Annotated in this window: 16 protein-coding genes and 1 pseudogene; 9 read left to right on the forward strand and 8 right to left on the reverse strand. The window is 44.0% G+C overall.

All coding sequences use genetic code 11. The annotated features are described in order from the left end of the window. Positions 1 to 220 precede the first annotated feature (220 nt). The 4 genes from RH89_RS25340 to RH89_RS25355 all read left to right on the forward strand — a co-directional run bounded on the left by RH89_RS25340 (position 221) and on the right by RH89_RS25355 (position 5,680). Entirely contained in the window at positions 221 to 1,000 is a 780-nt protein-coding gene (locus RH89_RS25340; RefSeq protein ID WP_004408239.1) for a M48 family metallopeptidase, read from the forward strand. A gap of 269 nt (positions 1,001 to 1,269) precedes the next feature. Then, the gene (locus tag RH89_RS25345) at positions 1,270 to 2,520 is read left to right on the forward strand and encodes an outer membrane protein transport protein (RefSeq protein ID WP_004408240.1); all 1,251 of its coding nucleotides are present in this window, start codon (positions 1,270 to 1,272) and stop codon (positions 2,518 to 2,520) included. 14 nt (positions 2,521 to 2,534) lie between these two features. Continuing rightward, on the forward strand, positions 2,535 to 4,943 hold the full coding sequence (locus RH89_RS25350; protein ID WP_004408242.1) for a VolA/Pla-1 family phospholipase: 2,409 nt from the start codon (positions 2,535 to 2,537) through the stop codon (positions 4,941 to 4,943). Positions 4,944 to 5,122: 179 nt separating this feature from the next. After that, positions 5,123 to 5,680 carry a PhnA domain-containing protein gene (locus RH89_RS25355; RefSeq protein ID WP_004408243.1) on the forward strand — a complete coding sequence of 186 codons (558 nt, stop codon included), beginning with the start codon at positions 5,123 to 5,125 and terminating at the stop codon, positions 5,678 to 5,680. A gap of 69 nt (positions 5,681 to 5,749) precedes the next feature. Here RH89_RS25355 and RH89_RS25360 read toward each other — a convergent pair whose 3' ends face one another. Beyond that, positions 5,750 to 5,941 carry a hypothetical protein gene (locus RH89_RS25360; RefSeq protein WP_004408245.1) on the reverse strand — a complete coding sequence of 64 codons (192 nt, stop codon included), beginning with the start codon at positions 5,939 to 5,941 and terminating at the stop codon, positions 5,750 to 5,752. Between the two features lie 774 nt (positions 5,942 to 6,715). Here RH89_RS25360 and RH89_RS25365 point away from each other — a divergent pair. Continuing rightward, positions 6,716 to 8,353 carry a methyl-accepting chemotaxis protein gene (locus tag RH89_RS25365; protein ID WP_004408246.1) on the forward strand — a complete coding sequence of 546 codons (1,638 nt, stop codon included), beginning with the start codon at positions 6,716 to 6,718 and terminating at the stop codon, positions 8,351 to 8,353. A 36-nt stretch (positions 8,354 to 8,389) separates the two neighbouring features. On the opposite strand, the gene RH89_RS25370 is transcribed toward RH89_RS25365, so the two are convergent. Together RH89_RS25370 and RH89_RS25375 are read right to left on the reverse strand one after the other, a co-directional pair. Beyond that, a complete protein-coding gene (locus tag RH89_RS25370) occupies positions 8,390 to 9,103 on the reverse strand; it encodes a hypothetical protein (RefSeq protein ID WP_004408247.1) in 714 nt (237 codons plus the stop codon). 106 nt (positions 9,104 to 9,209) lie between these two features. After that, positions 9,210 to 10,058 (reverse strand): LysR family transcriptional regulator, encoded by an 849-nt coding sequence (locus RH89_RS25375; RefSeq protein WP_004408248.1) that lies wholly within the window; start codon positions 10,056 to 10,058, stop codon positions 9,210 to 9,212. Between the two features lie 149 nt (positions 10,059 to 10,207). On the opposite strand from RH89_RS25375, the gene RH89_RS25380 reads away from it, so the two are divergent. Together RH89_RS25380 and RH89_RS25390 are read left to right on the forward strand one after the other, a co-directional pair. Further along, positions 10,208 to 10,861, forward strand: a complete 654-nt coding sequence (locus RH89_RS25380) for a glutathione S-transferase family protein (RefSeq protein WP_004408249.1) — start codon at positions 10,208 to 10,210, stop codon at positions 10,859 to 10,861. Positions 10,862 to 10,969: 108 nt separating this feature from the next. Further along, positions 10,970 to 12,192 (forward strand): annotated as a pseudogene (locus RH89_RS25390) (IS3 family transposase). Positions 12,193 to 12,236: 44 nt separating this feature from the next. Here RH89_RS25390 and RH89_RS25395 read toward each other — a convergent pair. Continuing rightward, a complete protein-coding gene (locus RH89_RS25395; RefSeq protein ID WP_004408253.1) occupies positions 12,237 to 14,102 on the reverse strand; it encodes a DEAD/DEAH box helicase in 1,866 nt (621 codons plus the stop codon). 378 nt (positions 14,103 to 14,480) lie between these two features. Between RH89_RS25395 and rnb the strand changes: the two genes are divergently transcribed. Both rnb and RH89_RS25405 read left to right on the forward strand, forming a co-directional pair. Further along, positions 14,481 to 16,451 (forward strand): exoribonuclease II, encoded by a 1,971-nt coding sequence (gene rnb / locus RH89_RS25400; RefSeq protein ID WP_004408255.1) that lies wholly within the window; start codon positions 14,481 to 14,483, stop codon positions 16,449 to 16,451. A gap of 244 nt (positions 16,452 to 16,695) precedes the next feature. Beyond that, positions 16,696 to 17,526 carry a helix-turn-helix domain-containing protein gene (locus tag RH89_RS25405; protein WP_004408256.1) on the forward strand — a complete coding sequence of 277 codons (831 nt, stop codon included), beginning with the start codon at positions 16,696 to 16,698 and terminating at the stop codon, positions 17,524 to 17,526. Between the two features lie 78 nt (positions 17,527 to 17,604). Here the strand turns inward: RH89_RS25405 and RH89_RS25410 are convergent, their stop codons facing one another. The 4 genes from RH89_RS25410 to RH89_RS25425 form a co-directional block, all read right to left on the reverse strand. Next, on the reverse strand, positions 17,605 to 17,964 hold the full coding sequence (locus RH89_RS25410) for a DUF3024 domain-containing protein (protein ID WP_004408257.1): 360 nt from the start codon (positions 17,962 to 17,964) through the stop codon (positions 17,605 to 17,607). A 292-nt stretch (positions 17,965 to 18,256) separates the two neighbouring features. Beyond that, complete coding sequence (locus tag RH89_RS25415; RefSeq protein WP_004408258.1) at positions 18,257 to 19,894, reverse strand: SulP family inorganic anion transporter; 1,638 nt, start codon at positions 19,892 to 19,894, stop codon at positions 18,257 to 18,259. Between the two features lie 63 nt (positions 19,895 to 19,957). Next, complete coding sequence (locus tag RH89_RS25420) at positions 19,958 to 21,031, reverse strand: ABC transporter ATP-binding protein (RefSeq protein WP_004408259.1); 1,074 nt, start codon at positions 21,029 to 21,031, stop codon at positions 19,958 to 19,960. Further along, the gene (locus tag RH89_RS25425; RefSeq protein ID WP_004408260.1) at positions 21,032 to 22,567 is read right to left on the reverse strand and encodes a sulfatase; all 1,536 of its coding nucleotides are present in this window, start codon (positions 22,565 to 22,567) and stop codon (positions 21,032 to 21,034) included. It abuts the gene before it with no gap. Positions 22,568 to 22,743: the final 176 nt, after the last annotated feature.

The raw sequence follows: 22,743 nt of genomic DNA on the forward strand, positions 1-22,743 counted from the left end.
GGACGAAAACAGGCATTGTGGCTGAAATCGTATTGTCTGTGAAATTGGTGTAAACGATATTCAAGTGTTCCATCAGGGTATTCTTGGAAGACGCATTCAAAATTTCGAGACTTACGGGTTTCTTCCAAATGCTATTGCTCTTATCCATTCAATTTTACCTAATGTGAGTGATATAATTTGTTATTAAGAAAGATAGGAAATACTAACACGGAGCCCGTTTATGAGTATAAAGCGGACACTAGTTACAGGGCTTACAGCAACGCTACTTGTATCCTGTACAACATCACCAACAGGTCGCGATCAACTACTTCTCTTCTCTGCCAACGATATGGCAAACCTCGGTGCTAACTCTTTCGAGCAAATGAAGCAACGAGAGAAGGTGAGCAATGATAGCAAAACAAACGCTTACGTGCGCTGTGTAACCGACTCGATTACAAAACACGTCCCCAAACAATCAAGTTTTGATAAATGGGAGGTTGTGGTATTCGATAGCGACCAGATCAATGCGTTTGCCCTGCCCGGTGGCAAAATTGGCGTTTACACTGGCCTGTTGAAAGTGGCGAAAAATCAGGACCAATTGGCAACGGTTATTGGTCATGAGATTGCTCATGTCCTTGCCGATCACGGTAATGAGCGATTATCGAGTTCTCAGCTAGCCAATGTAGGGCTACAGATTACTAATGTGAGCCTGCAAAACTCAGAATACCAAGGTTTGGCAATGGGAGTGTTAGGCGTTGGAGTTCAATATGGCGTGCTTATGCCTTACGGTAGAAGCCAGGAATCTGAAGCTGATATTCTGGGGCTGGATCTGATGGCAAAAGCAGGTTTTGATCCTCGCCAGAGTGTTGAACTTTGGAAAAACATGGCGAAAGCATCCAAGGGAAAGAATCCACCTGAGCTACTTTCTACTCACCCATCTCACAATACTCGCATCACAAATTTATCCAATCGATTTAGCGCTTTACCTGCTCCAGCGTCGACCAGACCCAATTGTGGTTAAGCCTCTGACTAAAGCGTGGTGTTGTTAAACTGCGCTTTTTTTATTCAATTAATTCAATATTGTTAAACAAATCACACGTCCAGTGACAAAAGTGCCAATCGGTATTGGCAATCATTATGATCCTTTAATAAAATCCCACTCACCTCTCATTTCATACTCACGATTTAAACATCCGTTTAACATATCGGCAACATTAATTTAAGGTTGGATTGAGCCATATGGCTTTTCCTACACATACAAGTAAAAAGTCTTACCCAAGGGGACCAAGGATGAAAATTAAGCACTGCTCTCTGCTTACAATATCCATATTGTTCGCGTGTAATGTTAACGCAGCCGGATTCCAGGTTGCAGAGCATTCAGCTTCCGGTTTAGGACGCGCTTTTTCTGGTGAAGCAGCGGTGGCAGACAATGCCAGCGTGTTAGCTCGTAACCCAGCTGCCATGACGCTGTTTGACACAGCCCAATTTTCTGGCGCGCTATCCATTATCGATCCAGAAGTGGATGTGAACGACGTTACCAACAATCAATATTCCAAAGATGTAGCCCCGATGCAGTTTGTTCCTGCTTCTTATTACATCAGCCCAATCAATGATAAATGGGCATGGGGTGTTGGTTTGTTCACCACTTATGGGGTAGGAACAGATTACCCAGATTCAATCGCAGCAGGCGACATGGCAGGCAACACCTCCCTAGCCTCTGTCAATCTAAACCCGAACATCGCCTATAGGGTTAACGACAATTTCAGCGTAGGTGCAGGGGTAAACCTTGTGTATGCGATAGCTGAATTGGATAGGCACATGGGTGCGCTGGCACCTTTCTTTAGCGGTTCACCGTCAGACAAGTTGATCTCCATGGAAGGCAAAACCTTTGCTTTTGGTTGGAACGTAGGTGCGCTTTATGAACTGGATGAAAACAACCGCTTTGGATTCGGCTACCGCTCGGCAGTTAACCTGAACTTTGATGATGGCAAATTCACCGACCATGGTGGTTCTATTGTTTCTGATGCTACTAAAAATCCAGTGACGGGTAAGTTGGAAATTGAACTGCCTGATATTGTTGAACTATCTGGTTTCCACCAATTGAACGACCAATGGGGTGTTCACTACAGTTGGCAACGCACTATGTGGAGCAAGTTCAAAGAGCTAAAAGCCACAAGCTCAGACTGTAACTTAAAGGCTGGTGTTTGCTTCCTTAAAGAAGAAGATTACTCAGATAACAACCGATATTCCGTGGGGGCAACCTATGCACTCGACTCCGACTGGACATTGCGTGCAGGTCTGGCTTTTGATGAGCAAGCAGGAAAGACCACACTAAGTATCCCCGACTCCGACCGTACCTGGTACTCAGCTGGCGTAACGTACGCCTATTCTTCAAACCTGACGTTAGATGCTGGATTTGCTTTGGTAGTAAGTAAGAAAGGTACGTTCAAAGAAACCAACGCTATAGATCAGGAACTCACGTTTGATAGTAAAGGCAGCGCTTATATCACTGCTGTCCAACTTAACTACACATTCAATTAAGCGAGGAATAACGGATGTCTAAGAAATTTTCTATTAGCTTACTTGCTTCTGCGTTGATCCTTGCTGGATGTGGCAACGACAATCAAGTAACCGGTGACCCAACCAACAATCTTGAGTCTTACCTGACTGAATCGATAAACCGTGCAACAACCATTAAATTTACGTTGCAGGGTAAAGATGCAAATGTGCCATTGCCGACAAATTTACTGTTTAACGCAAACGACGGCACATTAAATATCCCTAATGGTGGTGATCCCGCGATAACCAATCCCAAAGTAGGAATGAGCTACGCCGACGGTTTTTCTATCACCATGCCTATAGCTATAACATTAGACGGCGTTGGATTTAATGATGGTTCCGTTACTCAAGGGGTTAAACTGTATACCCTAACTAAAAAGCTAACCGAATCTGGCGTTGCCATCGCAAGCGAGTTAACGCTTGGTACGCACTTTGCGGTTGTTACTTCTGGTAACCAGTTAGTTATCGTTCCGCTAGTACCTTTCAAAGAGAAGACAGAATACCTATTTACTATTACTGACGATGTAGTTGATAAAAAAGGTAACGCGATTGGTACATCTCAAAGCTATGCGGCGTTGAAAACATCAAATGTAACCTATGAAACGGGAAGTTTAGCTTCCGCTCAAAAGCTGATTAAAGGGCAAGAGCTGTTGGCACTTTCACAAGGAACAGATACCAAAAAGATTGTTTACTCTTCATGGTTTACCACTCAGTCGGTTGGTGATTCCATCACACCAACAATATCGCTGATTGGCCAAAACCTGTCAGATATTGGTGGGAAGTGGAAAAATAGTGCAAACCCAAATAGTGTTGATTTATCCACTGCCTACACAATGGATTTAAGCGCGACTGCGACAGATTTCGCTGCATCTCTTAATGCAGATGACAATTTCGTTAAATATATAGCAGATGATGCAACAGATGCAGCAACTAAGCGTGCAGCTATTTTATCTGCGTACACCGCTAACACTGTCAATGTTACTGAAGGCACTGTTAAGCTTCCGTACTTTTTGGAAAACTCAGCAGCAAAATATGGTACAACGCCATTTGAATCTGCGACTCCGAGTTTAGCGATTGTTCTTAACGCATTACAAGACGATGACTTAAAAGGGGCAGTTGGTGCTCAGTTAGCGGCTAAATCGATTGATCCTACCAAACTTGCAACAGATCAAGCTGAACAAGCTAAGTTATTCGGCGTAGATTTGAAAAAGCCAGATGGCACGCCGTTGGATTCAACTCGCAAGATAACTCAGTACTCTCCTATACCTAAAATAAAGTCTTTAGAAAGCGTTCCATTCCTGCTATTTACTCCTGCGAGTGGTACGGTCAACGGCTTAGTCATTTATCATCACGGTATTACATCGGCGAAGGAGAACGCTTATAGCTTTGTCGCAAATATTGTGAATAATGGCGGTGCCAATCTAGCTGTTCTAGCAATTGACCACCCTATTCATGGTGAGCGGTCAATTAGTGACACGATCTCTGCAAACGCAAGTGCTCTTAATTACTTAAATTTGGGTGCTTTGCCTGTGGCAAGAGACAATATGCGCCAAAGTATATTGGATGTAGCAGGTGTACGAGCTGCATTAACCAAGACTTTCTCTAGCGGCGGTTTTGCAAGCACTGTTCTTAGCCCGTACGACCCTACTACAAATTTGCCTAAATTTATGGGTCATTCACTGGGTGGTATAACAGGCTTCTCAGCCGTTTCAGCACTCAATGAACAGCCTTCTGCTCTAGCTACCGTATTTGGAATTGGAGCAGGAGCATACCCAAATGCTGGCGGTCAGATAGCAGAATTGCTTTTCGGTTCTGAGCATTTCTCACCACTTATTAAGCATAGCCTTGCTCTACAATCGAGTGATATATACAAGGCACATTACGCTTCATCTTGTACAACTCTTGCCGCTGATAAAATCGGAGATTGCTTTACAAGCTTCACCGATACTACAGAAATTGCGAGATTAACATCTGAAACCTTTTTACCTTTTAAGTATGCTGCGCAGACCGTAGTAGATACCATTGATCCATATGCGATCGCTGATGGCTTCACTAATGCAGCATCGACACCTACACTGATTTATCAGTCCAAAGGTGATGATACCGTTCCTAATAGTGTGGCAGGTTTAGTTCCAGGAGTTACATTTGCGGGTACAACACCTTTGGCAAATAAGCTGTCCTTGACTGCGGTTACAAATGCTAATGCTGGTGCTCAAACTGGTAACAAACACTTAGTTCAGTACAATGCAACCGCAAAGCATAGTACGGTTATTGCTCCACAGACTGCTTCGGGGAACACGTTTGCCGATCTGGCGCACCACTCCGAGATGCAGATAGGTCTTGTAGACTTTCTTCTAGATAATGCATTGGGTAATGTCAATAACGCCAATGGTGTTCTTGAATAACTCGATACCAGTATTATTCCAAAGAGCCTTCGGGCTCTTTTTTTATGCCTATCAAATATGAAAGAAAAGTTTGTTGTATGAATTATTTATAAGAGAGGATAAATCGCCTCAATGCCCTTTTCTTTGTGGGGATTACGTGGATAATACCCTGCTCTCATTCCAACAAAGGTAAGACCTTAATGTCTACTGAATCTACATTACTTGAGCGCTGTGGTTCTAAATGCGAACTTTGCGCTTCAGACTCTTCGCTTGAAGCCTATGCAGTTGCGCCACATGCCAATGTGACCGTTGACCACGCTATTATGCTTTGTGGTACATGCTTAAATGAAATTGATGAGCCCAAAGATATCAACCACTGGCGTTGCCTGAATGACAGCATGTGGAGCCCAGTTGCTCCAGTACAGGTGATGGCTTGGCGTCAGCTTAAGCGTTTGTCTTCAGAGAGTTGGGCGCAAGACGCCTTGGATATGATCTATCTAGAAGATGATGTGGCTAAATGGGCAGAGATTGGAATGGATGACGATGCCGAAAAGCCGCGTGATGTAAATGGCGTTGAACTGAAGAAAGGTGACGACGTAACGGTTATTAAAGACTTGCCAATCAAAGGCTCAAGCCAGGTGATTAAACAAGGCACAGTAGTTCGCGGTATTGGCTTAACAGACGACCCTAAGCATATTCAGGGGAAGGCAAACGGTCAGGCAATGTACATTATTGCTGAGTATTGCCGTAAGAAATAAGATAAGGCACGAACACGCCTTATTTTTGAACAGATACAAAAAAGCCAGCATTTTTGCTGGCTTTCATTTTTATCGATTCAGTCCGATATCACGTTGTAGATAAGGAGAAAGTTGTCCAACGTTGTATTTTGGTTCCGCTTTACTCTCTACAAATAAGATATCCAACAAATGAGCAATCAATCCTTTGAAGTTTAACGCATAGGTCTTCTTTCCCATAGACCCTGGAGCTGCCATTGTTTCGATGTGCATTACCTGTGCCATGATTGCCTCACAATTAATCTGTTTTCTCGATAGCTCAGATAATAGTCGTATATTTCATTTTCAAAAAATGACTTTTCTTATATTTTCAGATTAGATTTTCTAATATAACATTCCGTTAACCAAGTTAAAAATAACAAATCAAAATTAATGGATACATATGCACTAATAGCTCTAATTGTCTGATAATACCGGATTCAGATATTCAATATTGCATGTGAGATAAACATATTTTTAACAAGTATCCTCATCTAATACTATGTCAATTTAAAGTAAAATTAGTAATCCGAATCCAAACCCTCTTATCTTTCACTGATCGATGGCTTCTCTATTTGATTTTATTTCTGCGGAACAAATCGTATCAAGCTGTGGGTAGCCTTTGTTCTATCCCCGCTTTCCTTATGTAGATTATGGTCTTTGTCTAATTTATGTACTTTAGAGCTCACTCGCTATGACTTGTGATTTTGCAGCTCTATTTTTCATTTTGTCATTATAGTGTGTACCCTCTCCCAATTATAAGATTTTACGTTATTTTTAAGGTAATTATATCCAGATATGTGGTAGTGATTTTTATTTACTTTAAAGCTCAATATTGCATTTGCGTTACATATTGTTACATCCCTAAAGCGGTATAAACGTACGGTGTTTCAAACACTTAGCTAATTCTCTTGTGCGCATATAACACGGTAAGCCAATTACGCATTTCCTTTATTCAATATACGAATAAAATCGAATGCCATTTTTATAATGTTTCAATGTGCAACCTATGGAGTATTCATGCTGAATCGCCTTTTAAACCGACTCAATGTATCAGCCAAGATACGGCTGATCATTGTCGTCGCCAGTCTTATGATTTTTGGCGCTAAGCTCTTTTCCGCATTGAATCTGAAAGATCAGATGATTGTTGAACGTAAACAAGCAGCGGAAGCTTTAGTTCAAAGTGGAATCAGTCAGATAAACCAGATCGAAAAACTTGTTACGCGTGGCAGCCTAACCTTTGAAGAAGGTCAGCAGCAGGCGCGTGAATTAATTAAAAACAAACGCTACGGAAGTAATGGCTACTTTTGGCTGAATGATTTGAATGGCGTGATGGTCATGCACCCTATTAAGCCTGAATTAGACGGCAAGAATATGGTGGCTCATTCTACTTCCTACATTTCGGATGCGTTTCGCCAGTTTGTAGAAACTGCTCGCTCACAAGGCAGCGGGTTTGTTGCTTACGACTGGCCGCAACCTGGTAGTAGTGAACTAGAAGAGAAAGTGTCTTTTGTTGGGAAGTCTAACAAATGGGGCTGGGTTCTGGGCACAGGCGTCTACTTTACTGATGTAGAAGATGCCTTTAAAGACGAGTTGATTGCTACTTCTGTTCACACGCTGATCTTTGTGATTGCGCTTGTCTTATTCTCCACTTTAATAGCGCAGAACATTCTTAAGCCATTAAATAAATTAACACGAACCATGTCGCTTATCGCTGACGACAAAGACTTGTCCATTGTGATGAAAAGCAAAGGCAAAGATGAACTAGCGACAATGGCTACGGCGTTTAACAAGATGAACAATAATCTGCGAGACGTGGTGGTCAGTATCCATGGGAATACCGACTCTCTTGCTTCTCAAGCTGAAGAATTGTCAAGCGTTACCCATCAAATTCAGTCTGGAATACGCGATCAAAAAGAACAGACACTCGCAGTTGCTGGTCGGGTTGAACAACTGACGCACTCCGCTGACTTGGTATCAGAGAAAGTTGAAATAGCGCTTGTTACTACTCGCGAATCCAATGAAGTTATCGCCTCAGGTACGCAGAGCGTTCACGAAAACCTCGATGTTATCCAGAGTGTTGCTGAGGAGGTACAGGCGACAGCTAAGATCGCCGGAGATCTGGAATCGTCTTCTAATGAAATCGGAGATATTCTGGATGTCATTAAGCAAATCGCCGAACAGACCAACCTGCTAGCGCTAAACGCCGCAATTGAAGCTGCACGAGCTGGTGAGCAAGGTCGAGGTTTTGCCGTTGTCGCCGATGAAGTGCGTACCCTCGCCCAAAGAACTCAGGAATCTACGGGTAACATTCAGCGAATCATTTCAGATTTGCAAACAGGTGTTCAGCAAACAGTGGGGTCGCTGCAAAACTGTCAGCATAAAGCTGAATTGGGTATCGAGAAAGCAACCAATTGCGGAGATGCACTGACAAGCGTTCAGGCGTCGATTAAAACTCTGGCAGAAATGTCTACAGAGATCGCTTCTTCTGCTGAAGACCAACGTCATCAGATTCTGAGCATAGGCGACAGCATTTCCAGCATTTCACAGGTCGCAGAGCAAACGGAAACCGGGACCAGCCACACTTCGCAATCCAGCGAGCAATTAAGTGTGATGGCACAAAAGCTAAACGGACTGGTTAACGCCTTTAAGGTCTAAACAATCAAAATGGGGAGCGTGATGCTCCCCTTTCTTTTAGCCATACAAAAACAAACAGTCTTCGGTATTCGGGTCTAAAGCAACAATTAAATCATCACCATAGTTGTCATCACTTTGAGCCAGAATGCATGCTTTCCCTGAAGTTCCACCCTCAAAATAGAATTCCATGGGATAGGATTTTTCTAATTCGATTCTTTCTGATAGCTGATTTGCCACCAGTGAAGCCATTAGGTTGCCATCGCTAGATACTTTGTATTGAACCTTATCGTTCATGTTCAAGACTCGTACGCTTTTCTTACTGGCGTCATTTTTCGCGTTTTCTCGAACAATATTCCACTGGAACCGATACCCTTCACTCTTATTTCCAATAGCAAAGAGATAATACTTCCCTCCGTCCTTAATGACCGTCGAAGCCTTTGCGAGCTTCGTCTTTGTATTTTGGTCGCGTAGCTCGTAAGACACCAGTGGAAATGTCGCCTGGTTCCAGTTAAGGCGAAGTATTTCTGAAGCGCCGTAAAGGTCGCCTGTATACATAGGTTCTGTTCTGCCCCCTATATCTTTAGAGATAGCGATAGCGTTGCCAAAACCTTTTGAAAAAGTACTTCCTGTACTTGAGAAGTGGAAAACCTTAAGAGTTGCTGTCTGTTGCTTATAGGACGTTATCTTGACTGGTTGGGAATTAGAACTGCTACCAGCGCCGCAGGCTGACAGTAGCAAGATAAAAAACACTGAGATGGTTTGTTTGAGCATAGATGGATTACCAATTTCGTTATCAAAGTGCTAATCCTTCAGCGGGGCGCAAAAACTAACACAACGAATGGGTAATCCCAAGCACAATATTGAGACAGCCCAGTATTCACGAATATTCCGTTTGGTACTTATCACTTAACCTTCGAGCTAAATCTGCCGGAAACTTGTTTCTCGCAATAGATGATGTAACCAATACGATATCGACGGCTGGCAGAGGTGGAAGCCAATCTTCTTCGAGAATCGAAATCCCTTCTCCTGTGTTTTGGATTGCCAATGCTCCAATAGCCTGTCCGCTGCGAATTAACCCCGTTAATGCAACAGCGCTGGCGCAACTGGCAACGACTTTAAAAGGAGTTTGTTTTTTGGTTAGCCCCTCTGTCGCAGATGCATAATACTGACACTCCTTTTGAAGTAAAACCAAAGGAATTGGTCGCTGTTCGAGCAAACTTTTGTTCTCACCGATTAGCCAGACTCCACGGTCGTTGGATAACAGGTATCCTTCCTCGCTTCCCGCCGGTCTGCTTACGATACCGATGTCTAACCTACCACTATCGAGCATCATCCTTACCCTGTTGCTTGGCGTGCAGACTATTTGTAAATCTAAGCTTGGGATTTCTTTGCGAAGTAAGCGGACGAAGTTTGGCAACACGGATTCTGCATAATCGTCGGGGCACCCTAATCTGATAACCGTTTCAACGTCCTGACCTTTTATCTGGTTTAATGTGTCATCGTGGAGTTGCAATAGCTGGCGGGCATATAGTGCCAAGCTCTGCCCATCTTTTGTCAGGTTCAGGTTTCGACCCTGTTTTTCAAATAGCGGTTTGCCAAGTTCTGATTCCAGCCTTTTCATTTGCATACTGACGGCAGACTGTGTTTTGAAGGTTTGTTTAGCCGCTCGGGTAAAGCTGCCTGTATCCACAAAAGCCAGAAAGCTTCGTAGTGCTTCTATATCCATGTAAATTCTCCCTAAAGCTCAAATTATTCACTAAGTCGAGAATAAAAACCCATTCCATTTGCTTATAGTTTGTATAAAAACATCTGTATGGTCGACAACTCTTTTTATCTTTAACGTAAAGAAAAGTCATCAATCAACGGAAGAACAATATGTTACTGATTCTAGGAAACAAGAACTACTCTACCTGGTCATTACGCGGATGGTTAATGCTTGAAAAATCGGGTGTAAATTATGATGAGAAAGTCATAAGTCTGGTTGGTTCCGGCTTTTACAGAGAAGTTCAGGAGTACACACCAGCATTAAAAGTCCCGGCTTTGGTGGATGGTGACGTTCAGGTTTGGGATTCACTGGCGATTTGTGAATACATCAATGATGCTTATATGTCTGGTCAGGCTTGGCCTACAGATGCAAAAGAAAGAGCAAAAGCTCGCTCTCTGGCGGCAGAGATGCATTCAGGCTTTCATGCTATTCGTTCTGAAATGCCAATGAACATCAGAGCAACAAGAAAGGTTGAACTGTCCGAGCAGGCAAAACTAGAAATTGCCCGAATAGAACAGATTTGGTCGGAGCAGTCTAACGAATTCAAAACCAAAGGTGGATGGCTGTTTGGAAGCTGGAGTATTGCAGACGTTATGTTTGCTCCCGTAGCACTCAGATTTAAAACCTACCAGATAGAAATTGGAGCGGAAGCCCAAAGGTATGCGGATCACGTGCTCAGTTGCTCTGCTATCCAGAAATGGACTGAGGAAGCTTTATTGGAAGAAGAAGTAGTTCCTCAAGGGGAAGCCGGACTTGAGGTTTAGCGAAGCCGAAAATAAAAAAAGCAGGTCAAATGACCTGCTTCTTAATTCTTTCTCATGTCCCGTCCTAAATAAAGTTGACACTTTCCAAGCTAGAAATAGGAGAGTGTTATGAAATCAACAACTAGACGTACTCAACGAGATTATTCCCTCGCCTTTAAACTCAATGTGGTTGATGAGGTAGAAAGAGGAGAACTTACCTATAAACAAGCTCAAGACAAATACGGGATCCAAGGTTGTTCTACAGTATTAGTGTGGCTCCGAAAACATGGGTGACTCGATTGGTCCGGAGGCACTCCTCGATTTTTGAAAAAAGGGTTACCGATGTCTGAGTTTAATTCACCTCCCACACCCGAGCAACGTATCAAAGAGCTGGAGAAACAGCTTGAAGATGCAAAGCTTAAAGCCGACTTTTTTGAGACCGTAGTGAACGTAATGGAACGTGACTACGGAGCTAAAGTGACAAAAAAGCCCAGAGGAACGTGGTCCAAGAAAAAACCATAACCGGTTTGACCGTGACGAAGTTTTGTCAATTAGTACATATCTCCCGTCAAGCCTATTACAAGCAATGCCAGGTCCAGTTTAGTAAAGAACATCATGAGAGAACGATCATTCAATTTGTTCATGATGTCAGGATAAAACAGCCGCGTATTGGTACTCGAAAACTGAAGTTTTTAGCAAGCATGAGTGGTATTCAAATAGGTCGAGATAGGCTCTTTGAGTTGCTTAGAAACCATCGGTTGTTGGTTAGAGCACGGAGGGCTTATCACCGAACCACGGATAGCCACCATCGGTTTTTCTGCCATCCAAACAAGGTAAAAGATGGCGTTGTGCCCAATAAAATTGAGCAACTGTGGGTTGCTGACATCACTTACTTACCAACTCAGCAAGGCGAAAGTTATGTGAGTTTAGTGACAGACGCGTACTCAAGAAAGATCGTTGGTTACTATGTTGACGATAATATGAAAACACAATCTGTTAAACGAGCATTCACTTCGGCACTTAAGAAACGGAAAAATAAGGAAAAGCTCGTTCATCATTCAGATAGAGGTTCACAATACTGCTCGAAGGAGTATCAAGATATCCATAAAAGTCATGGAATAAGTTGCTCGATGACGGATGGGTATGACTGCTATCAAAATGCTTTAGCAGAGCGCATCAATGGGATCCTCAAAACGGAGCTTTTACTGAGAAAACCGCGAGATCTGGGAGAAGCGCGAGATCTGGGAGAAGCGAGAGTAATGGTCGCGGAATCCGTAGAGATCTATAATCAACTAAGGCCACATACGGCTTTAAAATACAAAACGCCCGATGAAGTTCATCGAGCGTTTTAACTAAAAAGTGTCAACCCAAATCAGGACGGGTCATCAATCAGCGATTAAGCTTCTTCGAAACGGCGGTTACGTGGAGCACGCTCGCCACGATGGCTACCGCGATGATCACCGCCACGGTTACGGTCGAAACGGCGCTCGCCACGACCTTCACCACGGTTTCCGCGTCCGCCTTCACGGTTGCCACGATAACCGCCACCTTCGCGATTACCACGGTGACCGCCATCACGACGTCCACCATCTCGGCGACCACGAGGCTCACGGAAGTCGTCGAAGTCACACACTACTGCACCCACTTCTTTCTGGCGAATACGCAGTTTGCGAAGTTTACCAGCCACTTCTGAAGTCATTGCTTTTGGAAGCTGTACAAACGTATGACCGTGTGCAAGTTTGATAGCACCGATTGAACCTTTTGTTAAGCCAAGCTCGTTTGCAAGAGCGCCAACGATATCTTTAACCTGAACGCCTTGCTCGCGACCAACTTGCAATTGGTAAGTGTCCCAATCTTGGTTGTTGTTGCCGTAGCTGCTACGACCTTCGCGACGTTCTTTACGACGCTTCTTGTCGCGCTCAATCGCTTCAATCATTGGGTCTTCGCCAATGTAGAATAGAGGACGTTTGCCTTGCTGGCGCTTAAGAAGAATAGCTGCCAGTGTTGTCGCATCAATTTCCAGAGACTCTTGAAGCTTCTCAACCAGCTCGCCGAATTTGTCGAGAGACTTGTGCTCTTTGTCTGCTGTTAGCTCGTTACCAAGCTTAACCAGACGCGCTTCTGCAACTTTGTCACGCAGTGGAAGCTGGATTTCTTCCATAGAAGACTTAGTTACACGCTCAATAGTGCGAAGCATACGGATTTGGTTGGTACGAACCAACAGAATCGCTTTACCTTTACGTCCAGCACGACCTGTACGACCGATACGGTGGATGTAAGACTCAACATCGAATGGGATGTCGTAGTTAAATACGTGTGTAATACGAGGAACGTCCAGACCACGCGCAACAACGTCGGTTGCTACCAGGATATCGATAACACCTTGTTTGATGTGATCAACAGTACGCTCACGCAGAGACTGAGGAATGTCACCGTGAAGCGCAGCTGCTTTAAAGCCACGTGCACTTAGCCAGTCAGCCAGACGCTCGGTATCTTGGCGAGTACGAACGAATACGATAGACGCGTCAGTTTCTTCCGTTTCAAGAAGACGAGACATAGCTTCATCTTTCTCTACACCTTTAACAACCCAGAATTGCTGCTCTACTTTGTCTACAGTGTGGTTCTTACCAGCAACGTCGATGTGCTCAGGATTACGTAGGAAACGCTCTACGATGTTTTTCAGCATTGGAGGCATGGTTGCAGAGAAAAGCACACGTTGTGCTGTGTCTGGTGCTTGTTCCATGATCCAAGTTACGTCGTCTACGAAGCCCATGTTCAACATTTCGTCTGCTTCATCAAGAACAAACGTGTGAACTTCGTCTAGGTGCAGACGATCGCGGTTGATAAGATCTTGTACACGACCTGGTGTACCTACTACGATGTGTGCGCCAGATTTTAGAGCACGCATCTGATCTACGATAGAAGCACCACCGTAGATTTCCAGAACTTTAAGACCTTTGATGTTTTGACCCAGGTTCTTCATCTCAGCGGCAACCTGAATAGCCAGCTCACGAGTTGGTGCTAATACGATAGCTTGTGGCTTACGTTGGCTTAGGTCTAGCTTGTTAAGAAGAGGAAGAGAGAACGCGGCAGTTTTACCTGTACCGGTTTGAGCTTTACCAAGTGCATCCTTACCTTCTAATAGGTGAGGAATAGCAGCTGCTTGAATTGGAGTTGGAGAAACGAAACCCATACCTTCAAGTGAAGAAAGAATGGCGTCATTAAGTGCTAATTCACTAAACTGAATTACAGAATCTTGCATTGGGATCCCACTAAATTAAACAAAAACAAACGGTCCCACGTGCTCTACCAATTCCAATACCAATCCAGAAGGTATACTGACTCCGTTCAGATGCGGATAAGTAATAAAACGCATCAAGCCGCCAGGGACATCATTAAGGGAGACGGATTCTGCCCTAAAAGCACAAGAAATGCCAGAAAAAATTGAAATTCATCACATTTTTCATCGATTTTTTATAATTTGGGTCATGAAATCGACATGTTGCACAAAATTGAATCTAAAAACGTCCTTAAAGATACATTTGTCAGCCCTCATTTCCCTTTAAAATTCTCAGATTATCTGGCAATGCTACCTGTTCAACTATATAGTGTTTCGGTTCATTAACAGCGACCAAATAAGATGTTTCAAGATAACCCGTTACTCGCACAATTAAAGCAGCAAATAAAAGAAACCCTTCCGACAAAAGAAGGCACAATCAAAGCCACAGATAAAGGTTTTGGATTTCTCGAAGTAGACAGCAAAACTTCATTCTTCATCCCACCTCCATACATGAAAAAATGTATGCACGGTGACAAAGTTGAAGCCATTATCCGAACAGAAAACGAAAAAGAAGTCGCTGAGCCAGATAAGCTTATTGAACCGTCTCTTACTCGCTTTATTGGTCGTATTAAAATGTTCAAAGGGCGTCTGAACGTGGTTCCGGACCACCCTCAGCTGAAAAAGCTTTCCCTAAAAGCAAAAGCTAAGAAAGGACTAAACCCAGAAACGCTTAGCGAAGGTGACTGGGTTGTCGCGCACCTGACCAGACACCCGCTTAAAGGTGACAATACTTTCTTTGTTGAAATTTCAGAGAAGATTACCGACGCGAACGACAAAATTGCACCTTGGTGGGTAACGCTGGCTGAAAACGACTTACCAAACAGCGAGCCTGCGGGTATCGACAATTGGGAATTGAAAGACGATGCTGACCTAGAGCGCGCTGATATGACGTCTGTTCCTTTTGTTACTATTGATGGTGAATCAACAAAAGATATGGACGATGCCCTTTTCGCTAAGAAGAACGAAAATGGCGATTTTGAGCTAACCATTGCAATTGCAGACCCAACTGCCTATATCACTCCAGATGATGAAATGGACAAAGTGGCGCGTGATCGTGGCTTTACCATCTATCTACCGGGTCGCAACATCCCAATGCTTCCACGTGATTTGGCAGACGATCTTTGTTCTCTGATGGAAAACGAAGTTCGACCAGCCCTGTGCTGCACAGTAACCATCGCAAAAGACGGCGTAATTGGTGATGACATCAAATTCTTCGCAGCCAACATTCAATCGCATGCGCGTTTGGTTTACGACCATGTTTCCGATTGGCTAGAAACAGGCAGTTCAGACGCTTGGCAACCTAACGAAACCATTGCCCAGGTGGTTAACGATCTTCATGAGTTTGCCCAAGCTCGTGCAACCTGGAGAGAAGAAAATGCCGTTGTTTTCCCAGATAGACCGGATTACCGCTTCGAGCTGAGTGAAGATAACGATGTTGTTGCGATTCATGCGGATCTTCGTCGTACAGCAAATCGCTTGGTCGAAGAGTCCATGATTACCGCTAATATCTGCGCAGGTAAGGCACTGAAGAGCAAGTTTGAAACAGGCGTATTCAATACTCACGCGGGTTTTAAAGACGACAAAATGGCTGATGTCCTTGAATTGATTAACAAGGATAACGAACAACCATTTACTGAAGAGCAAGCTAAGTCTCTGGAAGGGTTCAGTGCGATTCGTCGTTGGTTGGGTAACCAAGAAACGTCTTACATGGACAATCGCATTCGCAAATATCAAGCGTACAGTGAAATTGGTAACCAACCTCTTCCCCACTACGCTATGGGATTAGACATCTATGCGACTTGGACTTCCCCGATTCGTAAATATGGTGACATGATCAACCACCGCATGCTGAAAGCACTGATTCTTGACAAAGAACCAGTACAAAAACCAGACGACGCGGTTGGTGAAGAACTGGCGCTGCACCGTAAGCACCATAAGATTGCAGAGCGTAACGTGGGTGACTGGTTATATGCACGTACTCTGATCAACGCTCCTAAAGATCAAACTCGCTTCCAGGGTGAAATTTTTGACGTGAATCGCGCAGGTGCACGAATCAGAATTCTGGAAAATGGCGCGTCTGCTTTTATACCGAGCTCACAAATTTTAGATAATAAAGAACGCATTGAGTGCAACAGCGAAGTTGGTCAAGTACTCATTGACAAGAACGTAGAATGGCAACTTGGTGATGTTCTTGAAGTTATCTTGATCGATGTCAATCTCGAAAACCGCAGCCTGGTCGCGAAACCGACCAAAGAATTTGGAACAGAGTAGACAGTTTCAAAACTTTATTTAAAAAATAATCACTTAAGAGCTCTCAAATAAAGTAGAGCTCTTTTTGTTTCCGTTAAATAAATACACCGTTTCAGTCAAAGGCGCAGCTTATCAATTACTTAGCGTAACAAACTTCTGGTTGTCTCATTAATTGGCATCAGTCATAATTCAGCTCAACTTTCCTTGATTTCAAAAACTCAATAGAAATAATTAAGTTACGGAAGAAACAAAACAGAGAAGTGCTATGGCGAATGTAACCCTACAAAAGTTCAGCAATTTCCAACAACGATCCCGTGATAGATATCACGCAGCCAACCCAGTCATCTTTATGGTGATTGAAGGCAGCGCTTCGTTCAAATTTCCCGATGGCGTCATTGGCAAATTAAACAGCGGTGAATTCACGTTAATGGATATTTCACTGCTGACAGACGTAAAGACCGACCAACCGAATAATGCGATTAACGCAACTGCTATTCACCTGGATACCTCTATTCTTCAAAGCATCAAAGCTGGCACTGAAGATTACGTGTTTGGTAAGCAAGAGAATTCATTTGTAAAATACGACGCTGACGACGTTACTGCGCAATCTATTCAGGACTTACTGATTGGTATTCTGGCGGAGTCTAACGGTCCGAATGAAACCGCTGAGTTTCTGGCGCGTGCTTTGGTTAGTGAAATGCTGAAGATCAACCCTAGCCTGCGCAGACTGATTCACAACTCTTTTGAATTGAAAGTTAGCCAACGTGTTATTCAGCATATCGAGAAAAATATCCGCAACGAGATTTCCCTTGAAAGCGTATCTCGCACACTTGGCATGTCTCCGGCAACATTAAAAAGACGCTTAGCTGCAGAAGAGCTTTCTTTCTCTCACCTACTGAAAGAAAAACGCATCAACTATGCAGCAAACCAATTACGTGCTTCACACGAATCCATTTGTGAGATCGCGTTTCAGAGCGGTTTTAAGAGTGCTGCTCACTTCAGTACAGCGTTTAAGAGCATTCAGGGAATGACACCAAAAGAATTCCGTTCTCGTATTAACTGGAACCGTGAAGAACTAAGACACGCCACTGTGTGACCGAGCACATAGTGACGGATTGAAATTGTCAGATTCGCCATTTCGTAGCTTAACAGGTCGATAGACCTCAGAATTGAATCAGTACCAAATACAGTGCTCTTGGTCTGATTCAATCACTGAAAACACTTGTGACAAATCTCTGCATTGTGGCATCACCGGGTGCGGGTGCCACACTTTGGACAACGATTCTTTCTGACGCCCGTTTATATATAACTGCCAGATATTTCCATCCGGGTCGAATTCTAATTTAGCGACATCTTTGGAATAGTCAGGATGCCCTGAATCCAACTTAAAGAAAGATTTCGTAAATAAAATACCTGACTCAATAAGTTCAAAATGCGCTTTTCCGTGTTCTACTGGTAAGCCTTGGTTTCGGTGCTCGCAAAGCCTGCGTGCCAACTTATCGAGGCGTTGTCGGTCTATATCGCATACCAACATGGACTTTCCCCTTTCCTTTACCCCACCCATAACTATAAACCCAGATCCGCTATTTATCCTTGTCTCAATATTAAATTGTTCACAAAATAATCAATAATTGATTTTGCATCTTGATAGAGAATGAGCTGATTAAGAATGAATTATTTGATTTGCTTAGAAATTAATTGAGCGAAGTTTCATAACGCTACTGTTCTCACCGTTGAAAAAATTTTTCTTTATCGGAATAGAGTGAGCGCAACCAGAAATTATTGATTGTGCGTCATCTACACTTTCAGTTTCTTTGTCTTGGAGGCTAAGACTTACGCATAGTTTCAGTAAGCTCTGCTACCAACTCCCCCAACTTCGGGTGGAACTGATGCTCTGAAAAAACCGGCGCACCTTTTAACAAGCTATTTCTAGCTGCGGACTTAAAGCGACAGAAGTATATTGCCTTTCCAGAAGTTTCCATAAATTCAGACAACATTCTTACCCCAACATGGTCAATGAAGTTGACACCGCGACCAAGAATAATGATTTTTGAGGCACTGATGGTTTGTAACTCACCATGCAAGTGCTGAACACTGCCAAAAAAGATTGACCCATTTATTCTGATCACCTGTACGTCATTGGCTATTGCTTCGTCTAGCGCCAGTTCTTCCGAGTCAAGTGAGTCAACAACCGGGCGGGACGTCTGGCGCAGATAAAAAAACAGCGAAGCTGCAACACCTACGTAAATCGCGAGTTCGAGGTGCAATACCAATGCGGATACGAATGTAAGGCTGAGTACCCAGGTTTCTTTTTTGTCGTGCTTTACTACGTCCATAATGTGGGGGACGTCAATCAGATTAAAAGCCACCACCAAAAGGATTCCCGCCATGCCTGCAATTGGAATGAAAGCGGCATAACGAGCAAAAAACATCATGATAATCGCGAGGAAAAGACCGGAAAAAACCGCTGCCAGAGGAGATTTGGCGCCACTCGAATAATTCACGCCGCTTCGGGTAAATGAGCCGGATGATACGTAGCACGAGAAAAAAGATCCCACCACATTCGACAAACCCTGACCAATGAACTCCTGATCACTATCGATAGTTTGACGGGACTTGAGTGCAACCGAGCGAGCGATGGAAATGGCTTCTACCAGCCCTAGCAAGGCTACAGCAAAGATTCCACCTAACATGGATTCAAAAGGAACATCGCTAAATTTCGGAACGTCAAAGACTGGTAACCCTGACGGAACTTCGCCGATCAGCTTGATATCCATGTCTGCACTGCTCATGCTGTAGGCCAGAAGCATGGACGCAATCATAGCAATCAGCATATGGGGCAATTTAGAAGACCAAAGCTTTAACAGTACACTGCAGGCAATCGTAGCCAGCGCTATAACAACCGGAGCAATCTGATATTCCGATAAGTGCTGCCATCCCAATAAGAGATTTTCGACAGCGGTAGAACCAGAAGAATATTCAACACCAAGAACATGTTTAATTTGACTCGCACTAATTACAACTGCAGCGCCAGCGGTAAATCCCAAGACGACTGAATGAGAGACAAAATTAACGACAGCACCAAATTTAAGCAGCCCAAGCGCAAGTTGAATTATCCCGGCGCATAAGGTTAAAGTGATGACTAGCTGTATATATAGCGCAGAACCGGGGGCGGCAAACTGACTAATGGTTGTAAAGATAATGACTGAAAGTGCGGCTGTAGGGCCGGATATCAGATGATGGGATGAACCAAAAAGAGCCGCAATGATGGCTGGAACAATGGCGGTGTATAAGCCATATTCGGGAGGCAACCCAGCAATCATTGCATACGCGACTCCTTGCGGGAGTACGACGATTGCCCCTGTTAACCCTGCCATCAAATCCGCTTTTACATCTGCTTTCGAAGCTTTCCTTATCCAACTCAAAAACGGAAACCACTGCTCTGCGGCTGAGGCTACTTTCATTTTCATCCTCTCTGAAATCGAAATTAGATAATTAATACTTAAACAAGGTATTGCACTTCAGGCTCAAATATTCTCTGGTAACCGATATCCATTTATATCAAAGAAATGTGTCTTCTCGTTAGGAAAGCACAGGGTAATGTCTTGTTCTATCTTAAAATTGGCACGCTCGCCAGTTGTAACCCGAAGCGAACCTTGCCCAACTTTTACTTCAAGAAACGTTCTGTCGCCAGTGCATTCTATGCTTGAAATTACTCCCGAAAAGCACTTGCTTTCATCGGTACGCACTATTTGAATGTGCTCCGGTCGAACTCCAACAGTAACCGTCTGTCCTGGAATACCCTTTATGTCTAAAGGAATTGAAAGATCATCACTATGAAATCGATTTTCGCCGCTTTCTTCTACCCGGCCCTTTATTAAATTGATTGCCGGTGAACCAACAAAACTGGCAACGAATTCGCTGGCGGGTTGGTCGTACAATTCGAGCGGAGGACCAAATTGTTCGATCCGACCCTTGTTCATAAGAATCACTCTGTCTGCCATCGTCATTGCTTCAATCTGATCATGAGTGACATAAATCGCTGTTTTGCCAAGTTCTTTCTGCAACCGCCGTATATCCGCTCTCATCTGAACTCTTAGCTTTGCGTCTAGGTTTGATAAAGGTTCATCAAACAGGAATACTTGAGGATCTCGCACTAATGCGCGTCCCATAGCGACCCTCTGCCTTTGTCCACCCGATAAATCGCGCGGTTTTCTTGGCAGGTAGTTGGTTAAATTCAGCATGTCCGCGGCTTTATACGTGCGCTCTTTTTGTTCTTGCTCGGACACGCCTGCAAGCTTAAGAGGGAAACGGATATTCTGTTCTACGGTCATATGCGGATAGAGCGCGTAACTCTGAAACACCATGGCAACGTTACGCTCTTTAGGGGTGAAGGTATTTACCACTTCTCCATCAATTAAGACGTCACCTTGCGAAATCTCTTCCAATCCCGCTATCAGTCTTAACAATGTAGATTTGCCGCAACCACTCTCCCCCAGTATGGCGACAAACTCTCCATCTTGAATCTCGGCATTGAGTTGATGCAAAACTTTGTCGTTTCCAAACGACTTCCCTACACCTGAAAGTGTTACTACTGCCATTTACCCCTCCTTGGGATGGTTTCGTCCTTCAATAAGCGCAAGTCGTTTATACAATTCGTCTGGCGCATGATTTTTCTTTAAAAGTCTGACTAACTGTTGTTCTAAGTTGTTCTCTACAGCTTTATCCGCTAACTCTACTTCTTGAGTCGGGCTTTGCTTCAGGTCATAAATAACGGTGTGACAGTCTTTCATCCCGCCTGGTCCGTGAGACCCATACCAGTGTGTGTCTTCGCGCACCGGTATTTTTAAAACAGGGACATTGCTAGCAAAAGCTAAGTCATTTTTAAGGGAAGCATCTCCTAGCTCTTCTTTTGAGAAAGGACCTAACATGTGCGATGGCATCAAGGTATACTCGTTCAGGTCTGCTGAATCCATATTGGTGGGGTAACGAAAGTAAGTGTATCTCCCGTCAGTTAGGTTTACCGCTCCTCCGAAATAGCCATAAATAATGGATTCATGCAGTTGTTTCTTATTGCCGGACAGCAAATCCAACAGCGAATATGATGCCGCCTCAGGCTCTGCTGGAAGACCAAAGCAATCTAAGAGTGTTGGTGCAATATCCGTTGTTTGTGTGAGCGCTTCGCAACGGGTCCCACTGAGGTGGGAAAACTGAGGGTGAAAGACAAACAGAGGTATGTGAGCGACTTCGTTGTAACAAGGCATCCGATTTTTAGCCCACCAATTGTGCTCTCCAAGTAAGAATCCGTGGTCGGTCGTGACTATGATTGCGGTGTCTTTCCAGGCATCAAGTTCATCTATTTTGTCCAGAAGACGACCCAACTGTGTATCGCAGTGTGCCACCAGTGCTTTATAGTTTTCGCGTAGCAGTTCATTTTCCGGAAGCCCTTCAACAAAGCGGTCATAAGGAGGCCAATCGTAAATTTTCTCCGCTTCCTGCTGAAATTCTGCACGATACCCGGGAGGGGCAACAAAAGGTTCATGCGGGTCGAACGTTTCAAGCTGTAAAACCCAGCTATCCGAATGAGAGTAACGCTCTAGAAATGAAATTGCCTCGTCGAAACACTGAGTAGAAGAGAAGTCTTCCTCTGAAACGATACGCTCACGGTTCGCCATATTCTGGAGCTGAAGTGACCCCGACTCGAAGCTGACCTGCTTTTCATGGTAAATCGACTGCCACTTATCCTTTAAAGGATCGAGAGTGGGTACCCATTTGTCTCCTTCCTGCCCCCGCAAGTATCCGTATGAGTCGTATCTTGTGTGATAGTTACCCGCTCCGTCTTCAAAGTAATGGTAGTGATCCGTTATCAAGTGTGAATAAATCCCCTCTTCTCGAAGGCGGTCGAATAACGAGATATCAAAAGGTTCCAGCGGCCCCCAACTGCGGTGCAAAAAGCTCAGGCGACCAGTGTGCAGATCTCTGCGTGCTGGCATGCAAGGAAGGCTGCCTACAAAGTGGCGATCAAAGACCACGCTCTTTCGGGCTAGCCTGTCAAAGTTGGGCGTCTTGTACTCACCGCCATAACATCCAAGTGCAAGGCGGTTCAAAGAGTCAAATACGACAAAAATGGTTTTCATTAAAACTCCCTTATTTAACGACTTAAATGTGTTCCAATGCCAGACTTATGTTGTAAGTCCTACTTTCTCCCCGCTCTAAAATCGCCATCTCACCATTTTCGAATGCCTCTTTTCGGTTTCTGTACCCGGTCGTACAAGGTTCTATACCAACCCCATAATGCCCAGGCGCTTCCATT

The sequence above is a fragment of the Vibrio nigripulchritudo ATCC 27043 genome, assembly GCF_000222685.1.
GTDB classification, from domain to species: Bacteria; Pseudomonadota; Gammaproteobacteria; order Enterobacterales; family Vibrionaceae; genus Vibrio; species Vibrio nigripulchritudo.